Annotated in this window: 21 protein-coding genes; 19 read left to right on the top strand and 2 right to left on the bottom strand. The window is 50.7% G+C overall.

Translation table 11 applies throughout. The features are described 5' to 3' along the window. The first annotated feature begins 12 nt into the window (after positions 1-12). The 11 genes from ACI1P2_RS26570 (at position 13) to ACI1P2_RS26520 (ending at position 12,219) form a co-directional block, all read left to right on the top strand. The gene (locus ACI1P2_RS26570) at positions 13-3,414 is read left to right on the top strand and encodes a hypothetical protein (RefSeq protein ID WP_355325323.1); all 3,402 of its coding nucleotides are present in this window, start codon (positions 13-15) and stop codon (positions 3,412-3,414) included. Further along, a complete protein-coding gene (locus tag ACI1P2_RS26565) occupies positions 3,398-4,201 on the top strand; it encodes a polysaccharide deacetylase family protein (protein WP_355325320.1) in 804 nt (267 codons plus the stop codon). Before ACI1P2_RS26570 ends, ACI1P2_RS26565 begins: the two co-directional genes overlap by 17 nt. Positions 4,202-4,216: 15 nt before the next feature. Then, positions 4,217-4,333 (top strand): PLP-dependent transferase, encoded by a 117-nt coding sequence (locus ACI1P2_RS26560; RefSeq protein WP_355325316.1) that lies wholly within the window; start codon positions 4,217-4,219, stop codon positions 4,331-4,333. 64 nt (positions 4,334-4,397) lie between these two features. Then, on the top strand, positions 4,398-5,342 hold the full coding sequence (locus ACI1P2_RS26555; RefSeq protein ID WP_355325314.1) for a phosphotransferase family protein: 945 nt from the start codon (positions 4,398-4,400) through the stop codon (positions 5,340-5,342). 204 nt (positions 5,343-5,546) lie between these two features. Continuing rightward, positions 5,547-6,587, top strand: a complete 1,041-nt coding sequence (locus ACI1P2_RS26550; RefSeq protein ID WP_355325311.1) for a sugar phosphate nucleotidyltransferase — start codon at positions 5,547-5,549, stop codon at positions 6,585-6,587. A gap of 119 nt (positions 6,588-6,706) precedes the next feature. Continuing rightward, positions 6,707-7,960 (top strand): glycosyltransferase family 8 protein, encoded by a 1,254-nt coding sequence (locus ACI1P2_RS26545; RefSeq protein ID WP_355325432.1) that lies wholly within the window; start codon positions 6,707-6,709, stop codon positions 7,958-7,960. Positions 7,961-8,214: 254 nt separating this feature from the next. After that, a complete protein-coding gene (locus tag ACI1P2_RS26540) occupies positions 8,215-8,322 on the top strand; it encodes a YjcZ family sporulation protein (protein WP_355325308.1) in 108 nt (35 codons plus the stop codon). A 291-nt stretch (positions 8,323-8,613) separates the two neighbouring features. Beyond that, the gene (locus tag ACI1P2_RS26535; protein ID WP_355325305.1) at positions 8,614-9,771 is read left to right on the top strand and encodes a type III polyketide synthase; all 1,158 of its coding nucleotides are present in this window, start codon (positions 8,614-8,616) and stop codon (positions 9,769-9,771) included. Further along, complete coding sequence (locus ACI1P2_RS26530) at positions 9,758-10,495, top strand: methyltransferase domain-containing protein (RefSeq protein WP_355325302.1); 738 nt, start codon at positions 9,758-9,760, stop codon at positions 10,493-10,495. Before ACI1P2_RS26535 ends, ACI1P2_RS26530 begins: the two co-directional genes overlap by 14 nt. A gap of 29 nt (positions 10,496-10,524) precedes the next feature. Then, positions 10,525-11,673 (top strand): NAD(P)/FAD-dependent oxidoreductase, encoded by a 1,149-nt coding sequence (locus ACI1P2_RS26525; protein WP_355325300.1) that lies wholly within the window; start codon positions 10,525-10,527, stop codon positions 11,671-11,673. A 201-nt stretch (positions 11,674-11,874) separates the two neighbouring features. After that, entirely contained in the window at positions 11,875-12,219 is a 345-nt protein-coding gene (locus ACI1P2_RS26520; RefSeq protein WP_355325297.1) for a hypothetical protein, read from the top strand. Between the two features lie 100 nt (positions 12,220-12,319). On the opposite strand, the gene ACI1P2_RS26515 is transcribed toward ACI1P2_RS26520, so the two are convergent. Beyond that, entirely contained in the window at positions 12,320-13,474 is a 1,155-nt protein-coding gene (locus tag ACI1P2_RS26515) for an alpha-hydroxy-acid oxidizing protein (RefSeq protein ID WP_355325294.1), read from the bottom strand. Positions 13,475-13,734: 260 nt separating this feature from the next. Here ACI1P2_RS26515 and ACI1P2_RS26510 point away from each other — a divergent pair, with 260 nt between their 5' ends. From ACI1P2_RS26510 to ACI1P2_RS26490, 5 genes are all read left to right on the top strand, one after another. Beyond that, positions 13,735-15,549: an ABC transporter substrate-binding protein gene (locus ACI1P2_RS26510; RefSeq protein ID WP_355325291.1), complete on the top strand. Its 1,815-nt coding sequence runs from the start codon at positions 13,735-13,737 to the stop codon at positions 15,547-15,549. A 107-nt stretch (positions 15,550-15,656) separates the two neighbouring features. Continuing rightward, positions 15,657-16,667: an ABC transporter permease gene (locus ACI1P2_RS26505; RefSeq protein ID WP_355325288.1), complete on the top strand. Its 1,011-nt coding sequence runs from the start codon at positions 15,657-15,659 to the stop codon at positions 16,665-16,667. Between the two features lies 1 nt (position 16,668). Then, positions 16,669-17,505: an ABC transporter permease gene (locus tag ACI1P2_RS26500; RefSeq protein WP_355325285.1), complete on the top strand. Its 837-nt coding sequence runs from the start codon at positions 16,669-16,671 to the stop codon at positions 17,503-17,505. 5 nt (positions 17,506-17,510) lie between these two features. Continuing rightward, positions 17,511-18,521, top strand: coding sequence for an ABC transporter ATP-binding protein (locus tag ACI1P2_RS26495; RefSeq protein WP_355325282.1), 1,011 nt, complete (start codon positions 17,511-17,513; stop codon positions 18,519-18,521). After that, a complete protein-coding gene (locus ACI1P2_RS26490; RefSeq protein WP_355325279.1) occupies positions 18,508-19,311 on the top strand; it encodes an ABC transporter ATP-binding protein in 804 nt (267 codons plus the stop codon). Before ACI1P2_RS26495 ends, ACI1P2_RS26490 begins: the two co-directional genes overlap by 14 nt. An 86-nt stretch (positions 19,312-19,397) precedes the next feature. On the opposite strand, the gene ACI1P2_RS26485 is transcribed toward ACI1P2_RS26490, so the two are convergent. Then, positions 19,398-20,309 carry a DUF6492 family protein gene (locus tag ACI1P2_RS26485; protein ID WP_355325276.1) on the bottom strand — a complete coding sequence of 304 codons (912 nt, stop codon included), beginning with the start codon at positions 20,307-20,309 and terminating at the stop codon, positions 19,398-19,400. Positions 20,310-20,503: 194 nt separating this feature from the next. On the opposite strand from ACI1P2_RS26485, the gene ACI1P2_RS26480 reads away from it, so the two are divergent. The 3 genes from ACI1P2_RS26480 (at position 20,504) to ACI1P2_RS26470 (ending at position 22,957) form a co-directional block, all read left to right on the top strand. Next, a complete protein-coding gene (locus ACI1P2_RS26480; protein WP_355325273.1) occupies positions 20,504-21,265 on the top strand; it encodes a YheC/YheD family protein in 762 nt (253 codons plus the stop codon). 153 nt (positions 21,266-21,418) lie between these two features. Further along, positions 21,419-21,835, top strand: coding sequence for a cupredoxin domain-containing protein (locus tag ACI1P2_RS26475; protein ID WP_355325270.1), 417 nt, complete (start codon positions 21,419-21,421; stop codon positions 21,833-21,835). A 360-nt stretch (positions 21,836-22,195) separates the two neighbouring features. Further along, positions 22,196-22,957 (top strand): SDR family oxidoreductase, encoded by a 762-nt coding sequence (locus tag ACI1P2_RS26470; protein WP_355325267.1) that lies wholly within the window; start codon positions 22,196-22,198, stop codon positions 22,955-22,957. Positions 22,958-23,139 lie beyond the last annotated feature (182 nt).

Here is a 23,139-nt window from a genome sequence, read left to right as displayed (position 1 = left end):
GAGGGAAAAGCGATGTGGAGCGGCACGGAATTCCATAACCCGGGACCGGAATGGAGAATTCATCCGTTCTGGTTCTGGAACGGCAGGATGGAGGACAGCGAAATCATCCGCCAGATTCAGGAGATGGCGGATAAGGGCATAGGCGGCTTTATGATTTGCGCCCGGCAGGGGCTGGACATTCCGTATTTGTCGGAGGACTGGTTCGCCAAAGTGAAGACAGCAGTGGAGGCTGCCAAGTCCGCCGGACTGCAGGTATGGCTCTATGATGAATTTCCGTATCCGAGCGGCATGGCCGGCGGGGAGGTGACGCTGGAGCTGCCGGAAGCGGTGCAGCGGCTGCTGGTTCACCGTACCGCCCGTGTTCACGGCGGCGAGAGGATACGTATGGAACTGCCATGGGCGCGCGTTCTGTACGCAAGTGCGGTGCCCATCCGGACAGATGGAAGCAGGGATTGGACGGCTGCTGCCGATCTGCGTGAGCGGATCGGCAGTGTACAGCCCCACCAGCTGTATCAGGAGACGGGGCTGACCTCCTATAACCGCAAGCGTTTTTTTACCTATGACACCGCATTTCGGCTGGATTGGCAAGCCCCGCCCGGCTTGTGGGAAATCATCGTGTTCCTGGAGGAGGAGCTCCATAACTTCAAATATTACGGCAACCTGTCCGATCCGTGCCATGAGGAGGCGGTTGCCACGTTTATTACCCTTACGCATGAACGTTATGCAGCTACACTTGGGGAGGAATTTGGGGCGACGGTGAAGGGCATGTTCACGGATGAAATCGCCCCGCTGGGTTCGCTGCCCTGGTCAGCCCGTTTGCCGGAACGCTACCGCAAGGAATGCGGGCGTGAGCTGCCGCCGCTGCTGCCCGCACTGCTGTACGGGGATTTTCCGGATGCTGCGGCTATCCGTTATCAATATTTTCAGACTCTGCACCTGATGCTGCGTGAATCGTATCATCGCACGATTGGCAGATGGTGTCATGATGCAGGACTGCAGTACGCCGCAGAGGTGCCGTCTTTCCGCATGGCCGGGCAGTTGTTCAGCCACGTTCCGGGCGGGGATTCAGCGCATGAGAAGACGGGTGTGCCGCTGCGACAGATACTGGAGAAAGACGCAGTATCCTTCCGCACCAATCCAAAAATGGTCAGCTCCTTGGCCAGGCAGATGTCCCGCGAACGCAGCCTGATCGAATGCTTTCACAGTGTAGGCTGGTCAATGACCCTGCAGGACGCCAAATGGATGCTGGACCGGCTTGCGGCTTTGGGCACCAACTTTTTCAATTTTCACGCGTTCTTCTACACGATCGGCGGCTTGAGGAAGCATGATGCACCCCCATCGCAGTTTCTGCAAAATCCGTACTGGCCGTATTTTCGCCAGCTTGGTGATTATGCGGGCAGGCTGGCTTATCTGATGGGCATGGGCGAAGCTCATATCCGGATTGCGATTCTCGATCCTGTCACCTCGCTGTGGTCGCTGATGGGCAATCCGCTGCACAGGTTCGGTTATGGAGGGAGGGATCAAGAAGAAGCAAGCAGGCTGGAGCGGTTAAAAAACGATTGGACGGCGCTGAGCACCTGTCTGCTGCTGGAAGGAATGGATTACGATCATCTGGACCCTGAAATGCTGCAGAAAGCCCGCATTACTGACGGGCGGATCGAGCTGGGGACAGCCCAATACGATGTCCTGCTCATGCCGCCACAGCTGAATATCGAGGGTGCAGCCTGGAAGCAGGTGAAACGCTTTGCGGAGCAGGGAGGCACGGTCATTGCCGCCGGTCTGCTGCCGCATGTCCCGATTCAGGAGCACTCTCCCGCTGCTGAAGAATGTATGGAACTGTTCGGTCTGCATGAGCGGCCGGAGGCTTATTACTGGGAAGAAAAGCCGTATGCCGGAGACACACCCTGGCTGAAGGGCAGGGACAGCGTTTATTTTGTGCCATACAGCTCAGCAGATATGCCCGGCACTGTAACCGCGCTTTTGGAACAGATTTATCCGGCGGCAGTCCGCTGGATTCCGGATCAGCCCTGCAGATCTTTTTTGGTGCATACACGTCTTATCGATCAAATGGTCGCTGTATTTATCAGCAATCAGGAAGGGCAGGCGGCGGAAGGAGAACTGAGGCTATGGCCGGAGCGTTTATTCACTAGCGGAGCTGCGGAGTCAGACGGGGGTACGGAACCAAGCGGCAAGACTTTGCGATGCGCGCGCCTTGACCTGGAAACGGGGGAAGTGCATTCTTTGCCTGATACTGGCAGTTTACCGGCCGTGCTGAGGCTGCATTTTGATGGATATGAGTCGCAGGCATTTCTTTTTGCACCCGGGTCAGCCGCTGATTTCTCCGTTCTGGATTTCTCTAGCAGTTCGGGAACGAATAAGATGAATGAAGCTGAGAGCATTGCCTTGCAAATGTCGGCGGAAGGCCCTTGGACAATAGAAGCGCTCCAGCCCAACAATCTGCGGCTGGGAGATTTTTTACTGAAGGTGCTGCGTGATGACGGTACAACTGTAGTTGATGCCTATAAGGTAGCCTGCAAAACCTTTATTGAACAGGTAGCGCCATTGGCCCAGGATGGAGGTCTTCCCTTTGTTTTCCGGCAGGAGTTCGGTGTCCCGAAAAAAGCGGGGCTGGCCTATCCGTTTCATTGTGTATATGAGACATCATTTGATCTTCAGTATGAGCTGCCGGATGCGCTGCTGTTTATGGACCGTACTGCAATAGCGGGAGAGTGGAGCATCACCATGAATGGGCAAGAGCTGCTTCCCGGACATTTTCACAGGAACGAAATTACCGATCACGACAATATCGCCTGCGAAATCGGTCATCTGCTGCGCCTGGGACGAAATGTGCTGAATTTGAAGGTGGCTGTGACTAGGGACTGGGATGGGCTGCTTGATCCGCTGTATATTCGGGGGAACTTTGGTGTCCATTGGGGGACGGATGGCGTGCCCGTGCTTATGGCCCCGTCTTCTGAAGTACCCGTCCTGCAGGCAGGGCCATACCCCGGTTATCCGCATTATGCCGGCACATTCCGTTTTCGTCGCAAGCTGCGGAAGTCCGAAGAGGCTGTGCTGCAAGGGGCAGGGAACCAGACTAGGGGACATTCCGGTGTATCCCGTACGGAATCCGGCTTTTCGATGGAGTTTGATCATTGGAATATTGAAGATACGGCAGAAATACGTGTAAACGGTTCTTCACTCGGCGTGCGTCCGTGGTCTCCTTACCGCTGGCATGGTTCGAGTGAGATATTGTCCCGGCAGGGCAACGAAGTCGAGGTGTACATTACGAATACGCTGATTGGCGTTCTCGAAGGCAACCGCTTTGACAAGACGCTGCATCGAGTCTGTCCCGTTGATGAGCTGCAGACAGCACGAAAAGAAGGAAAGGAGCAGGATCATGAAGAGACAAATTAAGCTGGATCTTTATCCTGGAGGTTTGCGAAAAGCGCTCACGATGAGCTATGACGATGGCAAGAGTGCCGACCGGAGAGTGGTACGGATATTTAACGAACATGGCATCAAGGGAACCTTTAATCTGAATTCGGGCTTGATGGGCAGGGAAGACAGGATTTCTGCAGAGGAAGCTGCCGGGCTGTACAAAGGCCATGAAATTGCCGTACATACGGTGACACATCCCTCGCTGACTTTCGTACCGGACGAGGAGCTGGCGCCGGAAATTTTGGGAGACCGGATCGCGCTGGAAGCGCTGACTGGCTCTCCGGTACGCGGAATGGCCTACCCCAACGGTTATTATAACAGCACGCTCAGCGCGAAGTTGCCGGTATTCGGGATTGAGTATGCCCGCACCATTGCATCCCATGGCCAATTCAGCCTGCCTGACAACTTTTTGCAGTGGCATCCGACATGCCATCACAACGGGGATTTGCTGGATAAGGGAGAACGGTTTATCCAGCTGTCCAAGACAAACGCGATGTTTCTTCTGTATGTCTGGGGGCACAGCTATGAGTTCGATAATGACGGCAATTGGGGGATGATGGAGCGATTCTGCGGGCTGCTTGGAGGGCGTTCCGACATCTGGTATGCTACCAATATGGAGGTCGTGTCTTACTTAAAAGCGCTGCGGCAGCTTGTTTTTGCCGGTGATTGCAGCTTTGTGTATAATCCGACCGCCTTTACGCTATGGTTCTCGGCAGACGGGGAGCCGGTTCAGATCAGGGCGGGGGAAACTACATTTTTGTAATGTGCGCGATGGACGATGGAGCGAGTTAAAAGCTTTCTATCCTTATCTAATGTTCGAATTTCGGTTGGGTTAGAGGATTGTGATGATATTATCCATGACTTGAGGCAAGCGTTGGAAACGATTGAACGTTAAATGAGTCAATGATGCATTTACGCAGTTAAATTTGAGTAACATTAAGTTATTGGGGGGAGATGGTATGAATGATGTTAGCCGTTTAGAACTGTTTCGGAGCCGGATTCCAATTCTTCACAGCAGCTCAAGACTTGAAAAAATCCATAAGGGATACTCCAGCGACGATAAATATGTGGTGTATGACGGCAGCGGATGCCCTTGCTACATATTAAGAACCTTCGGCATCGAGCGGGAAAATAACAAGCGGCTGGAATTCAGAAGCCTCACATGGATGGAGGAACTGGGGGTAAGATGCTCCAGACCAGTTGAAATGGGTGTTCTGTCTGATCATGGCATGGGTTATATGATCATCTCGTTTATTGAAGGGAACGACGCATCAGAGGAACTGCCGCTTCTGACTCCAGAACAACAATTTCATATCGGTATGGAGGCGGGTCTCGAGCTGCGAAAAATCAATCAGATTCGCTGCCCTGACAAACTCACACCCTGGCATGAAAGAATGGCTGCGAAGCATCACCGTTACCGGACAGAGTATAACAAGTGTGGAATCTCGATCAGGGATGAGGAAAGGCTGCTTTCCTTTATTGATGAAAATCTGCACATCATGCAGGATAGACCAAGTCTGTTCCAGCATGACGATTTTCATGTTGGCAATCTTCTCGTTAAGAATGGCAGGTTCTCGGGCGTCATCGATTTCAACAGTTACGACTGGGGAGACCCTGTCCATGAGTTTGTGAAGGTTGGGATGTTCAGCGCTGAAGCCAGCGTTCCATTTTCTGTTGGGGAACTGTACGGCTATCATGAAGGCAGAGAACCAGACCAGCAATTCTGGCGGCTGTATTCACTGTATCTCGCCATGACGCTGATCTCATCGGTTGTCTGGATTCTAAAAGTGAAACCGGAGGAGCTGGAGCTCATGATGGCCAAGATTCACAAGGTCATGGAGGATCACGAAGGCTTCGGGCTGCTGGTCCCGAAATGGTACAGCCAGTTCCAGCATCAGTCCTGAGGCTTAAGAGCGCGTATTTAAAAGGTTAGCCAGAATGATCTGGCTGACCTTTTTTTAATACGTTTTATTTAATGAAGGAAGGGGAATACCTAACATCATAGATTAATAGGGTCTTTGCTGCTTAGTATATACCCAACCCTAATCATATCTTTTGCATAATATGTAACTAGAAAGGAAGATTTTAAGAATAGGGGGATGCTACGTATGAAAGGATTAATCCTGTGTGCCGGGAAAGGGACAAGACTTCAGCCTTCGACATATACCAAACCGAAGTGTATGCTTCCTGTTAACGGTGAATATATTCTTGTCTCCATTATTAAAAAGCTTGTGGCGGCCGGAATTACAGAGATCGGCATCGTAGTAAGTCCTTCGCAAAACGAGATCCGGGAAACGATTGGAGATGGAGCACGCTGGAACGCTTCATTAACTTATCTGCTGCAGGATGAGGCGAGGGGGCTCGCGGATGCTGTCAGAAGCGCGCAGGCTTTTATGGCGGATTCCCCATTTTTGTTGATGCTTGGCGATAATTTATATGAGGGAGAAGTCGAACCGCTCATTCAATCTCTGGATGGAGCCGGCGCAGTTGCTTCAATTTTGCTGCAGCATGTCAAGGACCCCCGGCAATTCGGGGTTGCCGTCATTGAAAATGGACAAATCGTTATGCTGGAGGAGAAACCCCAGCACCCCAAGTCCGATTTGGCAATTGTCGGGGTATATGCTTTTACTGCTGCCATATGGCCTGCCATTGAGAGTCTTACTCCTTCTGCGCGTGGAGAATACGAAATCACGGATGCCATCCAGGCGTTAATTTCAGAAGGCGGGCATGTCGCATACAGCATCACGTCAGCACCCTTTTTTGATATCGGAACGCATGAGCGGTGGCTTGAGGCCAATCGTTACAAAATGGACCATGATCCCATGAACTTCGAGAACCCGACAGGCATGAGTACCTCCGTAAAATGGATTCCCCCGGTTCAGGTGGATCCGACCGCACGTGTAGCAAATAGCGTCATCGGCCCTCATGTATATATTGGCCCGAACAGCGTCGTCGAAGAGTGTATTCTTAGCAATAGTATTTTAACGGATCAGGTTCACTTGTTTAATATCCACGCAGAAGGAAGTGTCTTTGGCTCAAATGTTCAGCTTGCCGAACAAGAAATTCAGGATTTGCCAGCTCGTCACATTCTGGGTGACCGAGCATCGGTGACCAGAATCAATCCCTCGTCGCAGAAGGATTTAAAATAAATCGAGATCCACTAGGGAATTAGTCCAATCCGGTCACAAGGGCAAACATACACTTAAAGTAGTCAATACAACAGGCAACTATGCCAAATGATACTTTAAGGGGTAGGTGATCCTTGAGAATGGTTGAACTGGTATTAACGCTTAATGACCGGAGCGGGAAATATGCGCAGCATGCTGGTGTTGTCCTTGCATCCATTTTTTCCAACACCCAGCAAACGGTCAATGTACACATTTTGTATGATGAAACCTTAACTGAAGAAAACAAATTTAAGCTTACTCAACTCACTGAGGGGTTTAATCACAACATCTATTTTTATTTTGTGTCCGTTCCAGAGGATATGGTTCAGGCCTCGGCCCAGGTTCATAAGATTGACCACTGGACCGTGGCCAGTATGTACCGTTTATTGCTGCCAAACATTATTCCGGCCGAAAAAGTCATTTATTTGGACTGCGACATTTGGGTCAATACGGATATTAACGAGTTGTGGAGTACTGACCTTGGGGGACATTATCTGGGCGCAATATTGGATCAGGGGCAAAACCTGGATGAATATTTTGCTTCCATGGGGCTAAACGGGGCGGTATATTTTAACTCAGGCGTCATTCTGTTTCATTTGGATAATATCCGCAATAAACCGGGATGGTATGAGGAAATGCTCAATTTCCTGCGCAATTATCCAACGACGACTATGCCTGACCAAGACGTATTGAACTCCTTGTATGCCTCCAACTATTTGCAATTGGATCAGCGCTTTAATACATTCGCTCACGAAGGCCTTGATCCGGAAAACAAAATCGTGCATTTCGCCGGAGAAGACAACAAGTGGTGGAATGACCAATCACCCGCTGCACCGCTCTATAATTCATTCCTTGCCATGACGCCTTGGGCTGGAGCATTTACACCAGCGCCAGCGCCCGCGGCTGAACCGCAAGTAGAAGCCGCAGCTTCGCAGCCTCCGGTTGACACGCCTGTGCCGCCAGCTCCGGAAGTACAGCATGTGGAATCCCAACACGCGGAAGCTCGGCATCCGGAAACTCCGGCACCTAAGAATACGGATCCGCTTCCTGCAGTTCCGACCACGATCCTGCCGCAAACTCCCGCGACCCCTGTCAAGCGGAAACGCCGCAGATCGTTAAGGCTGCGGTTAAGACCAAGACTGCGGAAGAAAAGGGGAACCCGAGTTAGATATCGCTCCTTAAGAAGAGCAAGACGGGTCACTCGCCAGTCGTTGTCGAATCGTCAGCCGTTGTCGAGAAGAAAAACGCTGCAATATGCTGTGCGGAAAGTGCCGGTTGTTCGGAAAAAGATCGTTTATGTGATTAGAAAGGCCCCTCTGAAAAAAAGCACACGCTATCTAAAGCGCAGCTCATAATGCCCCCTTCATCGATCCGTCCAGCTCGTTCAGGCCGGGCGGATCACTGTTTATGGACATTCCCGAAACATGCTGACCAGTGCCTTTCTGAACGGCATTGATTTCTGTCCCATCGAAGGCAATTACATTGACGCCAGTTTACGTGTAGAGGCCTGATTATGCCGCCTAAAGCAGTTTTTATTGCCGAAACGCCCTCTCTAAAAATACGTTCAAACATACACTGAAATATACCATTACACAAAGGAGGAAATAAGATGAGTGCTTTTGCTGGATCTTGCGGAGGAGGACTGTGGACTTCCACAGGCGCTATTTTGGTTTTGTTCATTCTTCTGGTGATTATCACCAGATCCTTCCTGATCTAAAAGGAGAAAGACTGCTCTTTTTAAGGTCTTAGAAGGATTAGGATTATTGCGTCTGGGTATGTCCCCGATCACGTGATGGGCGGGTATACCCAGACGCAGTTTTCCTGGCTTTCATGTGAAATACAGCACTAGTTTTACATATCCAAACTTGTTTATACGGCAGAGTTTTGATTTGGATACAGCTTCCATATGTGGGTTATCCTAATCTCAGTAAAGTTCAGCATTCAGGACTCCAGTTGCCCTGCTGCGGGTAATCATGATCGATTCCGAATGTACACAGGAGGTTGGGATATGAGTCCAACGGTCAGCAAATCCGATATAGCGATCCTGGGAATGGGGACGGCACTGCCGGATCACTCCCTGGTCCAGTCCCAGATTGCGGAAGTTATCGCCTCATCCCTGCGCGAACGCTCGGATTTGGCGCGTTTTGCAAGAAGAATATTCAAATCCTGCGGTGTGGAGGCACGCTACACCTGTGAACCCAATTATCTGGCATCTATTGAAGAATGCCGTTATCTATCTTCCAGCGAAGCATTGGATATTCCTTCTACCGCGGAACGAATGAATACATACAAGCGGGAGGCGCTTGCTCTGGGAAAAAAGGCTGCGGGGGAGGCCCTTCAGGAAGCCGGTATTGCGCCGGAGGACATCACGCATCTCATTACCGTCAGCTGTACAGGCCAATATCAGCCCGGTTTGGATGTGATGCTGATCCGCAGTATGGGATTATCTCCACGTGTCAACAGGCTGCCGCTTATTTTCCAGGGATGCGCCGCGGGCTTAAAAGCGATTCAGATGGCACGGGATGTCGTTCAAGGGGCTCCGGAAGCCAAAGTGCTGGTCGTATGTGTGGAGTTATGCACTCTTCATTTACAGCCGGTTAAGGAGCGGGAAGCACTGTTTGCTGCCTCATTTTTCGGGGACGGGGCTTCCTCCTGCGTGATCGGCCATCCGGGTCCACGTCAGAAGCATTATCTCACATTGGGCTCAGGCTATTCCGTGCTGCTCCCGGATTCAACGGAGGAGATGATATGGGAGCTTGGCAATACAGGCTTTGACCTTTACTTGTCGCCCCGTATTCCGAAGCTGCTCGCAGCCCATCTGGGGGAAGAGCTGCAAGTGCTGCTGCAGGGGAACAAGCTTCCCGAGCTGTGGGCCATCCACCCGGGCGGAAGGGGCATTGTAGACGCCGTGCAGGATATCATGAATCTAAGGGAGGAACAGACCCATTACAGCAGGGAGATATTAAGAACGGCCGGCAATCTCTCCTCAGCCACCATTATGTTCGTACTGAACGCAATGTGTACGGATATGAAAGCCCACGGGCGGGAATCCGCTGCGGGAGTGGCCATGGCGTTCGGGCCGGGATTGACAGCCGAGCTTATGCGCTTTACTTATGTGCCGTCGTATTCGCTATCGGCCAAAGAGCGGCATCATGTCCTTCTTTAGATCTTTGTCGGCGAGGGCACGGGAAGATGAGCTGATGGATGACTTCTCCAAGGGAGGAGAAGAGTTGAGCGAAGCTTTGCAGCATCTTAGGCGGCTGAACAAAATATTCGCGGCACCAGGACCAACGCTGGCGGGGGTGGAACGGCTGTGGAAAGCGGCCGGTACTCCCGCTTTCCTGCGCATTCTGGATGCAGGCGCAGGATCGGGCGACGTCAACCGCAAGCTGCTGGAATGGGCCGACCGGAAGGGGATACAACTTGAAATCACGCTTGTCGACATGACCGAGGAAGCGTGCCAGGAGGCAAGGCGTTTATTTCGGAATGAGCCGCGGGTTAGGGTGCAGCGTGCAGATGTCCTGGGGCTGCCGGAGCGCTCGGCGGACATCGTGACAGGCTGCCAGTTCATTCACCATTTTGACGGACAGCAGCTCGTGGATATCGTATCCCGTATGCTGCGTGCGTCCAAATACGGTGTCGTTATAAACGACATTCACCGGCATCCTATAGCCTATACGGCAGTGTGGATGACGACCCGCATCATTTCCCGCAACCGATATATCCGGCATGACGGGCCTTTGTCGGTGGCCAAGGGATTCACGGTCAGGGATTGGGAGGAATTACAGCGGCAGCTGAGCCATGAAACGATGACTTATGAGTGGAAGCCTTTATTCCGCTATTCGGTTGTCATTCCAGCTCAGGTAGAGCAGCCAAGCGCAACGCTGTAAATATAACAGGATTAGGCAGGTGCTTTTACATGAAGAAGCAGGTGGATGCTATTGTCATAGGGGCGGGAATCGCAGGCAGCAGCTGTGCGCTGCTGCTTGCCGGGCAAGGGCATCGGACGCTTCTGCTTGATCGGCAGAACTTCCCGAGGCATAAAACCTGCGGCGAATTTATGTCTCCTGAAACGAGGGAGATGCTGGAATACCTGGGAGTTCAGCTGCTTGAGCAAGAGGTACGCCCCAGCGTTATGGACAAGGCCGTCATCATCATGCCTCACGGCGGTGAGATTGAAGCCCCGCTGCCGGGGCAGGCTTATGGGATCAGCCGCTATAAGCTGGACAGTCTCCTGCATGAGAAAGCATTGACGGCAGGAGCTGAAATTGTCACCAAAGCAACGGTGACCGCCATCCACCCGCAGAACGGTCATGGATATGAAGTTGAAACGAGGCAGGGAAATAAACGGGCAGTTTATCAGGCGAAAGCGGTGATCGGTGCATACGGCACCAAAAAGCTGCGAGGCATGACACCCTCTGACAAACTCCGGGATGGGACCGTATACGTTGGCGTAAAGTCACATTACAACGGGATTCCTCTGTCCACACGGGTTGAGCTTTATTTTTGCGATGGAGGTTATGTCGGAATTTCCCCGGTGGAGAACGGCACTGCCAATGTTGCCGCGCTGCTGGCCCTGGATAGAGTAAAAGGGGGAGGCAGGTCTGTACCGGATATTTTGCAGGCCGCAGCCATGACCAATGCCAAACTGGCCGCAAGGCTTGCGCCAGGAGCTCCCGTTCCGGGAACGCAAGTCTCGATTGCGCCCGTCCGTTTATCGGACGTCCCTGAGCCGTGGTCTCAATTTCCGCATATTGGCGACGCCATGCTCGTGATTCCACCGCTAAGCGGAGACGGAATGTCGATTGCATTAAGGTCTTCATTGCTGTGTTCCTGCTGGACGGATCGATATTTAAAGGGACAAATAAGCTGCAGGGACTGGCAGGATCAGTACACCAATGAAGCCAATCATGAGTTCTCACAGCTGCTCGGAAGAGCGAATACAATTCAGCGTCTAGCCTTTGCCAAAACGAACCGATTCTATCCTGTCCTAACCCGCTTAGTTCCAGGACTATCATCCTATTTGGTGAAAGCAACAAGGTTATCCGAGAAGGGTATGTTGCGTTAATCCCATGTTTGCATGCAAAAAAACCGCGAAGCCGCGGTATTTTACGCATTTTCCAATTGTAAACAAATGTACCATAAGAACCATGCAGAAAAAGCAGAAATATGACGAAATAACATATAAATGGCTTACAAGTTCTGGAATTCCTTTAACGGGAATCCATGCGTCCCGGGATTATCCAAAAACCAGGAGGAAAATCTGACGATGATAGTTAACGATGATGATCACCCGCTGCGGATGAATAAACTCCATTCAGATGTGCTGAAAGATAAATTTTCCCTCAGTACGAGAGTCCTTGCCAGAGATATTGGCTGTCTAATGGAATTATCCGACATGGATATCGGCAATGAAATGATGATCAATCGGTTAATCAGCATTTTGCGCAGGAACGGTTATTATACCGTTGGGGATATAGCAAGTGCAAGCGAGAAAGAAATAAGGCTAATCAAGCACGTTGGAGAGCAATCCCTCACCATGCTTATGGATTTGTTAGGGGCTCTATCAGAATCCGAGGAACTCGTAACCGCCTCCAACAGCAAAAGAAAATAGTACAAAGGCTTGACCGTAAAAGGAAGCTCTCCTTGAAGCGAACAGTTGCAAGTAAATCCTGCTGCCTGAAAGGAGAGCATTATTGTGCTTCAATCCATGGTTACATCTTTATAATCAGACTGGCATCAACATCGCGGATCCCGCAGCGGCCCGAGATTGCAAGCTGGATATCCGTTTCCGCCAGCAGGTTCTCGATTACGGATTTTATGCCTTTATCGCCGGCGACGGCGAGGGCATAGGCGTAAGGCCGGCCCACCAGCACGGCGGATGCACCCAGTGCTATGGCTTTCAGAATATCTGCTCCGCGCCGGATGCCGCTATCCAGCAAAACCGGCACTTGTCCGCGTACGGCCTGCACGACATCCGGCAAAGCCTCAAGCGTACCGATAGCTCCATCCAGCTGACGTCCTCCATGATTCGACACGATGATGCCGTCAGCCCCCAGCTTGATCGCATGCTTGGCATCCTCCGGATGTGTAACCCCTTTTAACAGCAGCTTCAGCTTCGTTCTCTTGCGTACCTCCGAAAACTTGTCCCATGTAAATGCGGTATTGTTGCCTTCCTCAAGTGCTTTATACACGGCAGACTGAAGATCGTCAGCAGGCGGTTTATCCAGCATGTCCAGGAAGACGGGGTCTGTAAAATAATTGCCCATACCATGGCCCTCAAGGAACGGCAAATATGCGTTCCGCAGGTCGTATTCCCGCCAGCCCAGCATCGTGGAATCCACCGTCACGACGATGGCGCTAAAGCCAGCCTTTTCAGCACGATCCAGAAAACTCTCCATAAGCCGCGGCTCCTTGGGCGGGTACAGCTGGAACCAGCGCTCTGCATTTCCCATGACCTCCGCCACCTTTTCCATGGGCTGGCTCGAAACATTGCTGAGAACATAGGGGACCCCCAGCTCCGCACACACCCGTGCCGGAATCAGCTCGCCTTCCTTATGGAGAATCGAATTCACGCCGATGGGGGCAAGCAGGAATGGAACGTCGAATTTTTTGCCAAACAGCTCCACTGTCGTATCGCGTGTGGTAATGTCGGTGCAAATGCGCGGACGAATCCGGTAGGAACGGAATGCTTCATGATTGGCAAGCATGGTATCCCCTGCTCCGGCACCTCCGAATACATAACCGAAGGGTCCGGGGGCAAGCAGCTGACGGGCTCTTTCCTCCCACTCATGAAAGGAAACGGGAAGCTGCATGGATACATCCTCTGTATTTTCATAGAACCGCATTTGAATTTGATCGCTCTTCACGGCTTAACTCCTTTATTTGCAGTGGATATGTATATGATTGATTATCCCGTGATGCCACCCGATTTATTCGCAAGCCGTTCCAATAATAGACGTATGGGCATGATTTGTTAAAAAATTTTCCGTTTTCCGGGTTATTTTAGTGATCAATATAGCTTAGCTCACATAGAATGCCGATAAAGAAAGCGCTTGCAAATAGTGGTGCTTTTCTTATACAAGCAGGCTTGCTTTCAGCAGGAATGGTCACAAATGGAGGGGATCTGATGAAGCGTAAAAAACTGAATTTCAGGCTGATGTTCACAGTGCTGGTGGCTTTAACGGTTGTCATTACAGGCTGTGAGAGCGTACAGCCGCCGGCTGCATCCAATACCGGCAACAAACCGGAAGCCGCACAGCCTGGCAGTGGTGGAGAGGGTTCAAGTGATGTTAAGGAAACTCCGCGCAATGAGACGTTATATGTGAATGGAATCCAGTGGGGCCCGCCCACGAATTTCAATTTGCTTAGCGGAAATCCTGCTTTTCCGGTAAACTACGGCAACTCCAGGGAGCTTATTTACGAAACGCTGTTCATGATCAATCAACTGAACGGGGAACTGGAGCCGCTGCTCGGGACGAAATACGAGTGGAAGGACGACACCACCCTGCGTATCGAGCTGAACAAGGATGCCAAATGGAATGACGGGAAGCCATTCACTTCGGACGATGTCGTGTATACGTACGAGTTGGGCAAGAAATACGACATCAACTGGAGCTCTTTCTGGGCCTATATTGCTTCGGTCACTGCCGATGGTCCGAACGCGGTGGAAATCAAATTAAACCCGGAGAACCCGAACAAGCTCACAGTACTGGACAGTATCGAGCTGATTCCGATGCTGCCGAAGCATATCTGGGAAGAAGTTGAGAAGAAGACGGGCAACAACTTGTCGGCTATACGGCAGGAGGTTAATGCCGATCCGGTTGGCACCGGGCCGTATAAAATGCACTTTTATAATGACCAGAAAATCACAGTTGCCCGCGATGACAACTACTGGGGTAAGTCTTTATTTGGCAAACTGCCGGCTCCGAAATACATTACCCATGTGATCTACAAGGATAATGCGGCTGGCGATCTTGCGTTCAAAAGCGGCCAGGTGGACGTATCCCAGCAGTTTATCCCTCAGGTGCAGAACATGTGGAAGGGCGGAGCCCCGGTCAAGACCTATTTGAAGGACGCGCCGTATTATGTGCCTGGCTCCATGCCGTCGATCTTCTTCAATACGACGAAGAAAGGGCTGGACAATCCGGACGTAAGAAGAGCGATTGCGATGAGCATCGATTATAAGAAGATAGCAGAGCTGGCCATGAGCGGATACTCGGAGCCGATGCAGCCTTCCTTGACGCTGAATACGGAGGCGGAAGCCAAGTATGTGGATCAAGCGGCCATTAAAGCGCTGCAATGGCAGACAGATGTCGCAGGGGCGAACGCGCTGCTGGATCAGATCGGGGCGAAGAAGGGAAATGACGGCATTCGCGTATTGAACGGAACCAGACTTGGGCCATACGAGATTGAGTGCCCTTACGGATGGTCCGACTGGAACGCTGCCCTGGAGATCGTCGCACAGAACGCCAAGGCTGTGGGCATTGAAATCCGTACCAAGTTCCCTGAATCCCCCGTGTGGACGAATGATCTGCAGACAGGCAAATTCGATATTATCATGAACACGCCTGCCGGCAGTGTCAGCCCAAGCCAGCCCTGGAACCGGGCGATGACGATCATGTACTCGAAAGGTGTGGCTCCAATGGGCGAAATGGCGTTCTGGAATTGGGGCAGATACAAAAACGAGCGGGCAGACGAGATTATTGAGAAAATTCCGACCGTTTCGGATGAAGCAGAATTGAAAGCGCTTTACACTGAACTGACAACCATTTGGCTGAAGGATATTCCGTCCATTCCGCTGATGTACCGTCCTTGGGTGTTCCATACAGTCAATGAATCGGTATGGAAAGGGTTCCCGGCGGAAGGGGACGGCAGCAATATTCCGCCACAGATTGCCATGGATGGAGCGGGAGTGCGAGCATTGTACGAAATTCACAATTAACCGGATGAGAGGCCTTTCAGAAGCGGCGAACGGGCAGCCTGTCTGAAAGGCCTCATGGACCGGAACACCGCTAACTGGTCTTATACGTCATCACGGAGGTGAACCGAATGAACGCTTATGGCAAATATATTTTCCGCAAAGCGCTGTGGTATCTGCTGACATTGATCATTGCCGTCAGCCTGAACTTTTTTCTGCCAAGAATGATTGAGGGCAACCCGGTCAGCATGATTGTATCGGAGATGACGCAGGGCATGACCGACAGCGATACGATCAAGCGGGTGTACGAGACGTTTATGGCTGAATTCGGCGTTGATCAGCCTCTCTATATCCAGTTTTTTATCTATATCAAAAATCTGTTTACCGGCAATCTCGGTACGTCATTCGGATTGTATCCGAAGCAGGTAACGGACATTCTTGCTTCAGCCGTACCATGGACTATCGGGCTGCAGCTGCCCGCCATTTTGACCGGCTGGCTGCTGGGCAACATTCTGGGGGCCGTTGCCGCTTACAAGAAGGGCGTTTTTGACAAGGTGATTTTCCCTGTGGCGCTGTTCGTGAACTCCATTCCGTTTTTTACCTTGGCGATCATTATGCTCTACGTGTTCGCGCTTACGCTGGGCTGGTTTCCGCTGCACGGCGGTTATGATTACCAGATGGTGCCACAGCTCAGCCTGGAATTTATCGGCTCAGTGATCCGGCACCACACCCTGCCTTTCCTGTCCATTGTGCTGGTGACGATCGGCGGGCAGGCCATCGGCATGAGAGAGATGTCCATTTACGAGCTGAATTCCGACTATGTCCTGTACAGCAAGCTGCTCGGGATCCGGGATTCCAAAATTGCCAAATACGTATTTCGCAATGCCATGCTGCCGCAGATTACAGGTCTTGCCCTGTCGATCGGAACGATGGTGGGAGGCTCGCTTATTTGTGAAATCGTATTCAGCTATCCGGGTATCGGCACCTGGCTGTTTACGGCCATCCGGCAGCTCGATTATCCGTTGATCTCCGGCTGTACACTGCTGATTGCGCTATCCGTGCTGTTGGCCAATTTCACCATCGACATTATCTATGGCTTCATCGACCCGAGAATCAAGTCTGCGCAGATGGAGGATCACTGACATGAACCAATCCTTTCGCATACTGGTGAAATCGCCGAAGTTCATGCTCGGGGCCATCATGTTCCTGGTGATGATCGGTGTGGTGACCATCTATCCGCTCATCAACCGGAACGATCCGCTGGAGATGATTGCGATGGCCTTTCAGCCGCCGGATTCCGAGCTGCTGCTGGGATCGGACAATTTCGGCAGGGATCTGTTTTTGGAGTTAATCTATGGGATCCGGACATCCATCCAGGTCGGATTGATCGCCGGTGTATTCGCTACGGCCATCGGGCTGGTCATCGGGCTGACTTCCGGGTATATCGGCGGTATGGTCGACAATCTGCTGACCGCATTGACCAACATTTTTATCGTTATTCCTTCGTTCATCATTCTAATTCTGATCTCCGTGAGTATCGATTCACGCAGCTCGCTTGTCACGGCCATAATTATCGGCATCACAAGCTGGCCGTGGACGGCCAGGGCTGTGCGCGCCCAGACGACATCACTGAGGAACCGGGATCACGTCAATATCGCCAAAATATCCGGGCACAGCACACCGCGCATCATTATCTTCGAGATTCTTCCATATATAGCTTCGTATGTGGTCATGGCCTTTGTGCTGCAAACGGCTTCAGGCATCCTTTCGGAGGCATCCATCTCCATGCTGGGACTCGGACCCTATAATACGATTTCGCTCGGCATCATCATGAACTGGGCGCTGGTATTTGAAGCGCCGGTTGCGGGAGCATGGTGGGCATTCATTCCGGCCGCGATCGCAATTGCATTCATTACGTTCTCCCTCTATTTGATGAATACCGGTATGGATGAAATTTTCAACCCGAAAATAAGGAGCTGACCCGCATGACAACGACCATCCTGGAAGTCAAGGACCTAAAAACCTATTACCGGACGCGGCTCAAAGAGCATGTCTACGCGGTGGATGGCGTAAGCTTTACGCTGGAGGCGGGCAAAACGCTCGGCATTGCCGGGGAATCCGGCTGCGGCAAATCGACGCTGGCGTTAAGCCTGATGGGCTTTTACTTTCCGCCCCTGCATTTCGGCGGCGGCTCCATCGTGATCAACGGTACAGACATCATGAAGCTGAACAAGGAGCAGCTGCGCAAGCAGGTGTCCGGCAGAGAAATTGCCTATATTCCGCAGGCGGCAATGAATGCGCTCAATCCGACTTTGCGCATCATCCGCTTCATTGAAGATATCATGAAAGAGCATCGCCCTGAGCTGAGCAAACAGCAGGTATGGGAGCTGGCCGCCGAACGCTTTGAGACACTCAATCTGTCAACGAAGGTGCTGAACTCCTATCCGAATGAACTGTCCGGAGGCATGAAGCAGCGCACGGTGATTGCGATCTCCACCATTTTAAATCCGAAGGTGCTCATAGCGGATGAGCCGACTTCCGCGTTGGATGTGACGAGCCAGAAAGCGGTCATCAAATTAATGAAGGATCTGCTGGAGAAAGGCTTTATTCAATCGCTGGTGTTCATCACCCACGAGCTGCCGCTGCTCTATCATGTGACGGATGACATCATGGTGATGTATGCGGGGGAAATTGTCGAGCGGGGGACGGCTCAGCAAATGATCTTCGATCCGATTCATCCGTACACGAAGAGGCTGATGGGCTCTATCATTGTCCCCGAGGAAGGCATGAAAGAGCATAAGCTGGCAGCAATTCCGGGCACACCGCCCAATTTGAAAAATGTGCCCGCAGGCTGCAGGTTTGCCGAGCGCTGTCCGTATGTACATGATGAATGCAGGCAAGGCAAGGTTGAGAGCAGGCTGGAGGGTGATCGAATCTACCGCTGCATTTTCGAGCCCGGTACGTTAAAGGAGTGGTACGCCAATGAGCCGGAATGACGTATTAATCAGCGGATCGCATATTACGAAGGTCTTTGGATACGGCAAGCAAAAAACAACGGCTGTGGACGAGGTGGATTTTACCTTTCATGAGGGAGAGATCATTTCCATTGTCGGCGAAAGCGGCAGCGGCAAAACGACTCTGGCCAAAATGATTATGGGCCTGCTGAAGGAAACAGGGGGGAGTATCGAATATCGGGGCAAACCGAGACAGCTCACACGGCATGCTGACCGGAAGAGTTATTGGAAGGATATACAGGCGATTTTTCAGGACCCTTTTTCGTCCTTCAACCTGTTCTACAGAGTGGAGAGGCTGCTGCTGGACTGCATCAAACTAAGAGGGCTGAAGCTGTCAAAGGAAGAGCAGTTTCAAAAAATGAAGGAAGCCTGCTCTTTCGTCAATTTGAAGTTCGAGGAGCTGTATAACAAATATCCGTTTGAGCTGTCCGGCGGACAGATGCAGCGCCTGATGATCGCCCGCATTTTCATGCTTCATCCCAAGCTGCTGATCGCGGATGAGCCGACCTCCATGGTGGATGCCTGCTCCAGATCCACCATTTTGGATATGCTGCTCAAGCTGCGAGACGAGAACAATATGACGATTATTTTCATTACCCATGATGTCGGGCTTGCTTATTACGTCAGCGATACGATCTATATTATGGAAAAAGGAAAGATTGTGGAAAGAGGCCATGCGGAGGATATCATTTTAAACCCGCAGCACAAGTATACGCAGCAGCTTATATCCGATGTGCCTAAAATTCATTCAGAGTGGAATTTGAGCTCATAATGGAGTAAAGGGCAATACCATGCAAAAAAGCGGATGCTTGCGTCCGCTTTTTTGTGCTGAAGTTAAGCTAGCTCACCCCATAGTCTCTATGGTGTATAATGATGTCGAGATAGAAGCTGTTTTGGAGCTTTGGAACGCATTCTCCGGCGACGGAGCACAGCTTTGGCATTCATTGCAGCTTCTCCCTCACCCGGAGGTTTGCTGTAGATTTTCCGCTTGTGAAAGGAGATAGAACGGTACTCCCGTGCCAGCTTCAGCATTTCTTCTTCCGTTAAATCAGCGGCGTTCATATTCAGGCTTTTATTCTTGGCGCTCCTGAGCAGCATACTGCCGGAATTCAACGTATACAAATGGTTGGCGTAGGTCTCATATTCCGAAAAGCCGAACTGCTTCTTCTTATCGATGCTGCGGATAATCGCCTTGTACCAAGGAATATGGTGGATCGCCTCGATCTTCTTTTTAAGGGCAGTGAGCTTCGATTTCTCGAACATCATGTAATGGGTGACAAAGGAGCGAGGGCGCGGGGCTTTCATGCCCAGCAGCTTGCGGTATGTGTTGAAATATTCCGGCTGGCTCCAGTCGCGGCAATAAAATACCGTTTTCCCATCTTCAAAAAAAGAATGGGGCTTAATCAGGACCGTGTCCGCATCCAGCACCAAAAAGTGCGATGCTTTAACGTAATGATCCGCGTTCATCTTAAGAAGCTGCTGATACAGCCAGCCTGACCGGTTCCAGCGGGATGACTGGTAGTTTATATCTTTTTTGGTGATCGGAAGCACGGTTGTTTCGTCAATAAAAACACAGTTTTTTCTTGAACAGAGCTGCTTGATTTTGCTGCTGGACGGTGAAACAATATAAATGCGCCCGATCGGATGCTGTACAAAACGGCGAACGTTATCGATAACATAGGGAAGGGTCCCTAAATCTTTTTCGATAGCAGGTATAAGAACATCAATCATGGGCGTGCTTTTTAACCATATTCCGCGTAATGCCGGCATATGCTCAACTCCTTGCACAAAGGATGACATCTTGTTCATGATATGTATACAGGAGAGGTTTGGTCAGGGCTGGTGCAAATATTTCATTTTCCCCTTTAGTAGGGCCATTGCTCAGGTTTAGGATACCGTGAATGCATATGATGCATTGCCTCGATAAAACGGGGTGAACTCTATGCAGACGGGAGAGGTGCACCGTGGGAAAGGATAAGCCTCAGCCATTGCGGAGCAAATGGTTCAAAACAAAGATGCTGCTTGACCACAGTTCTATTAAACCGTTTATTCCGGATACGCAGAAATTTAACAAAGACAATCTGAGGAGCATGATCAGCAGCTACAGGATGGTGTACATTAAACCGGAGCGCGGCACATATGGAATGGGCGTGATCCGGGCAGAGCTGGAGGAGCAGCAGAAGTATGCTTATCAGATGAACGAAAAACGTGTGACATTCAGCAGTTTTGAGGCATTTTATACGGCTCTGGCGCGTCTTGTCGGGAAAAGAAGCTATCTGATTCAGAAAGGCATCCATCTGCTCAAGCATAACAACAGACGCTTTGATATCCGTGTCATGGTGCAGTTAAGTCCGAGCCAAACCTGGGAGGCTACAGGGATTATCGGACGGCTGGGCCATCCCAAAAGGATTGTGACCAATTACCACAATGGCGGCAAACCGATGAATGTGCACACGCTGCTGGAATCCCATGCTTCCGCAAGCCGCAGAGATGAACTGATTCGCGAAATGAATGAGCTTGGTCTACGTATCGCCCGTCACATGAAGCAGAAAACTCCTTATCTGAAGCACATCGGTGTCGATATCGGAGTGGACCGCAGTCTGAAACCGTGGATCATTGAGGTTAATGTCAAGCCGGACCCGTATATTTTCAACCAACTCAAGGATAAGACCATGTACCGCAAGGTCATCCGCTATTACCGTCATGCTGTTGGAAATCCGAAATAACAAGCAGCAACCGCCCCGGATGATCTCCAGGACGGTTGTTCTTGTGAGAATGTTTTTTATTGTAGCTCCAAAGAGCTATTTTGTTGGGAGCCTATTTCATGTAAGGTAATGAAGAAAGCTTCAGAAAATTTGAGTTGGATAGGATGTTGAATAATGACCAAATACATTGCGAAATGGTGGCCGCTTCTGGTTCTTGGACTGGCTGTATTGATCGTTGCAGCAGGCTTGCTTATTTATTTAAACATCAGCAGCATGCCTCCTGCACTGGCCAAGCAGCAGGTTTCACAGCAAGAAGACTTGGCCAATTATGATATTGTGACCGTTAAAGTAGAGAATGACAGCTTCACCCCTGCTCATATTGAAGTAAAACAAGGCGTGCCCACGAAGATCGACTTTAAGAAAATGACAAACTTGACGCACATCAGAAGTATAGTCTCGCAGGACCTGGATATGATCGTTTATTTGGAAAATGACGATAATTATTATACAGTGGATACCAACTTAAAGCCGGGAACCTACAATTTTAACTGCGGTATGTATATGACCTATGGCACGATCACGGTAAAATGACGCCTCTTGTGCTGTTCTGAGACGCTCCAAGAACGAAGCATTCCTACAATCGCTGTTGCCCCCGAATTTCTTAATCGTAGTTTTAAGCGGATGAAATTCGGGGGCAAAGGCGAGCGCTATCGCTTTTCCGGAATTGCTTCGTCCTTTCCGCTGCATTGTGTATATGCCAACATAAACAAAAAAATCGGAAGTCGCCAATTCACTGCGATGACGATTTAAGTAAAAAGACCGAGAACTAGGGTGAAATGCTCTGTTCATCGGTCTTTTGTGCTTCATACCGAGCGAAAATTGACATGGGATTGAAAGAAGAGGTATACTCATAATGAACAGTTGTTCATTAAATATCGGGAGGAATTAGCCATGAGATTGGAAGGCAAAGCAGCGGTGGTTACAGGGGCAGCATCCGGTATGGGTAAAGCGATTGCGGAGTTATTTGCACAAGAAGGAGCAAGTGTCGTCGTTTCAGACCTGAATATCGAAGGCGCGGAAGCCGTTGCAGCAGGAATTAAAGCAAATGGCGGTACGGCTATCGCGGTAAAAACCAATGTTGCCGATTTGAACGATATTCATACCATGATTGATACGGCCGTTCATGAATTCGGTACTCTCGATATTTTGGTTAACAATGCCGGTGTCATGGATAATATGGCACCTGCAGGAGATGTGGATGACGAGAAATGGGATTTTATTTTTGATGTCAATACAAAAGGGGTTATGCGCGCGATTCGCAAAGCGATTCCCATCTTCCTGGAAAAAGGAACAGGTGTTATCGTGAATACGGCATCGACAGGCGGATTCAGCGGTGCGCATGCGGGGGTTGCTTACACCGCTTCCAAGCATGCAGTGGTCGGCATTACGAAAAATACGGCTTTCATGTACGCGCAAAAAGGCATTCGCTGCAATGCCATCGCACCAGGGGCGACGGCTACGAACATTTCTTCAACGATGAGTAACTGGAATGAGTTTGGCGCTTCCCGGACGAAAGTTACCCAAGGTGTTATTCCTCGCATAGGACAAGCGGAGGAAATCGCACAAGTGGCTCTGTTTCTGGCCTCAGACGAATCGAGCTTTGTCAACGGCGCAGTGATCGCCGCTGACGCCGGTTGGACGGCAGGCTTCTAATCTGCTGCTTCGTCGGTTCATATAACCAATAGTGGATTAAAATCCAAAGGCTGTAAGCAGCTCGCTGCTCACAGCCTTTTTTTATGGTTATAGAACTCAACTTTCGGTGCGACCAAGCTTAGGTTGTGAAGTTTAGCAGGTGGAAATCCTGCTTGGAAAGGCTAAAGCCAAGCCACCAATAG

Source organism: Paenibacillus jiangxiensis (genome assembly GCF_046098255.1).
Classification (GTDB): Bacteria; Bacillota; Bacilli; order Paenibacillales; family Paenibacillaceae; genus Paenibacillus; species Paenibacillus jiagnxiensis.
Note: the sequence above shows the minus strand (reverse complement) of the source record. Positions and strands in the feature narration are given on the sequence as shown.

Coding starts and splice junctions, on each gene's coding strand:
- ACI1P2_RS26570 (WP_355325323.1), top strand. CDS start 13: ATGTGGAGCGGCACGGAATTCCATAACCCGGGACCGGAATGGAGAATT.
- ACI1P2_RS26565 (WP_355325320.1), top strand. CDS start 3,398: ATGAAGAGACAAATTAAGCTGGATCTTTATCCTGGAGGTTTGCGAAAA.
- ACI1P2_RS26560 (WP_355325316.1), top strand. CDS start 4,217: ATGGAGCGAGTTAAAAGCTTTCTATCCTTATCTAATGTTCGAATTTCG.
- ACI1P2_RS26555 (WP_355325314.1), top strand. CDS start 4,398: ATGAATGATGTTAGCCGTTTAGAACTGTTTCGGAGCCGGATTCCAATT.
- ACI1P2_RS26550 (WP_355325311.1), top strand. CDS start 5,547: ATGAAAGGATTAATCCTGTGTGCCGGGAAAGGGACAAGACTTCAGCCT.
- ACI1P2_RS26545 (WP_355325432.1), top strand. CDS start 6,707: ATGGTTGAACTGGTATTAACGCTTAATGACCGGAGCGGGAAATATGCG.
- ACI1P2_RS26540 (WP_355325308.1), top strand. CDS start 8,215: ATGAGTGCTTTTGCTGGATCTTGCGGAGGAGGACTGTGGACTTCCACA.
- ACI1P2_RS26535 (WP_355325305.1), top strand. CDS start 8,614: ATGAGTCCAACGGTCAGCAAATCCGATATAGCGATCCTGGGAATGGGG.
- ACI1P2_RS26530 (WP_355325302.1), top strand. CDS start 9,758: ATGTCCTTCTTTAGATCTTTGTCGGCGAGGGCACGGGAAGATGAGCTG.
- ACI1P2_RS26525 (WP_355325300.1), top strand. CDS start 10,525: ATGAAGAAGCAGGTGGATGCTATTGTCATAGGGGCGGGAATCGCAGGC.
- ACI1P2_RS26520 (WP_355325297.1), top strand. CDS start 11,875: ATGATAGTTAACGATGATGATCACCCGCTGCGGATGAATAAACTCCAT.
- ACI1P2_RS26510 (WP_355325291.1), top strand. CDS start 13,735: ATGAAGCGTAAAAAACTGAATTTCAGGCTGATGTTCACAGTGCTGGTG.
- ACI1P2_RS26505 (WP_355325288.1), top strand. CDS start 15,657: ATGAACGCTTATGGCAAATATATTTTCCGCAAAGCGCTGTGGTATCTG.
- ACI1P2_RS26500 (WP_355325285.1), top strand. CDS start 16,669: ATGAACCAATCCTTTCGCATACTGGTGAAATCGCCGAAGTTCATGCTC.
- ACI1P2_RS26495 (WP_355325282.1), top strand. CDS start 17,511: ATGACAACGACCATCCTGGAAGTCAAGGACCTAAAAACCTATTACCGG.
- ACI1P2_RS26490 (WP_355325279.1), top strand. CDS start 18,508: ATGAGCCGGAATGACGTATTAATCAGCGGATCGCATATTACGAAGGTC.
- ACI1P2_RS26485 (WP_355325276.1), bottom strand. CDS start 20,309: ATGCCGGCATTACGCGGAATATGGTTAAAAAGCACGCCCATGATTGAT.
- ACI1P2_RS26475 (WP_355325270.1), top strand. CDS start 21,419: ATGACCAAATACATTGCGAAATGGTGGCCGCTTCTGGTTCTTGGACTG.
- ACI1P2_RS26470 (WP_355325267.1), top strand. CDS start 22,196: ATGAGATTGGAAGGCAAAGCAGCGGTGGTTACAGGGGCAGCATCCGGT.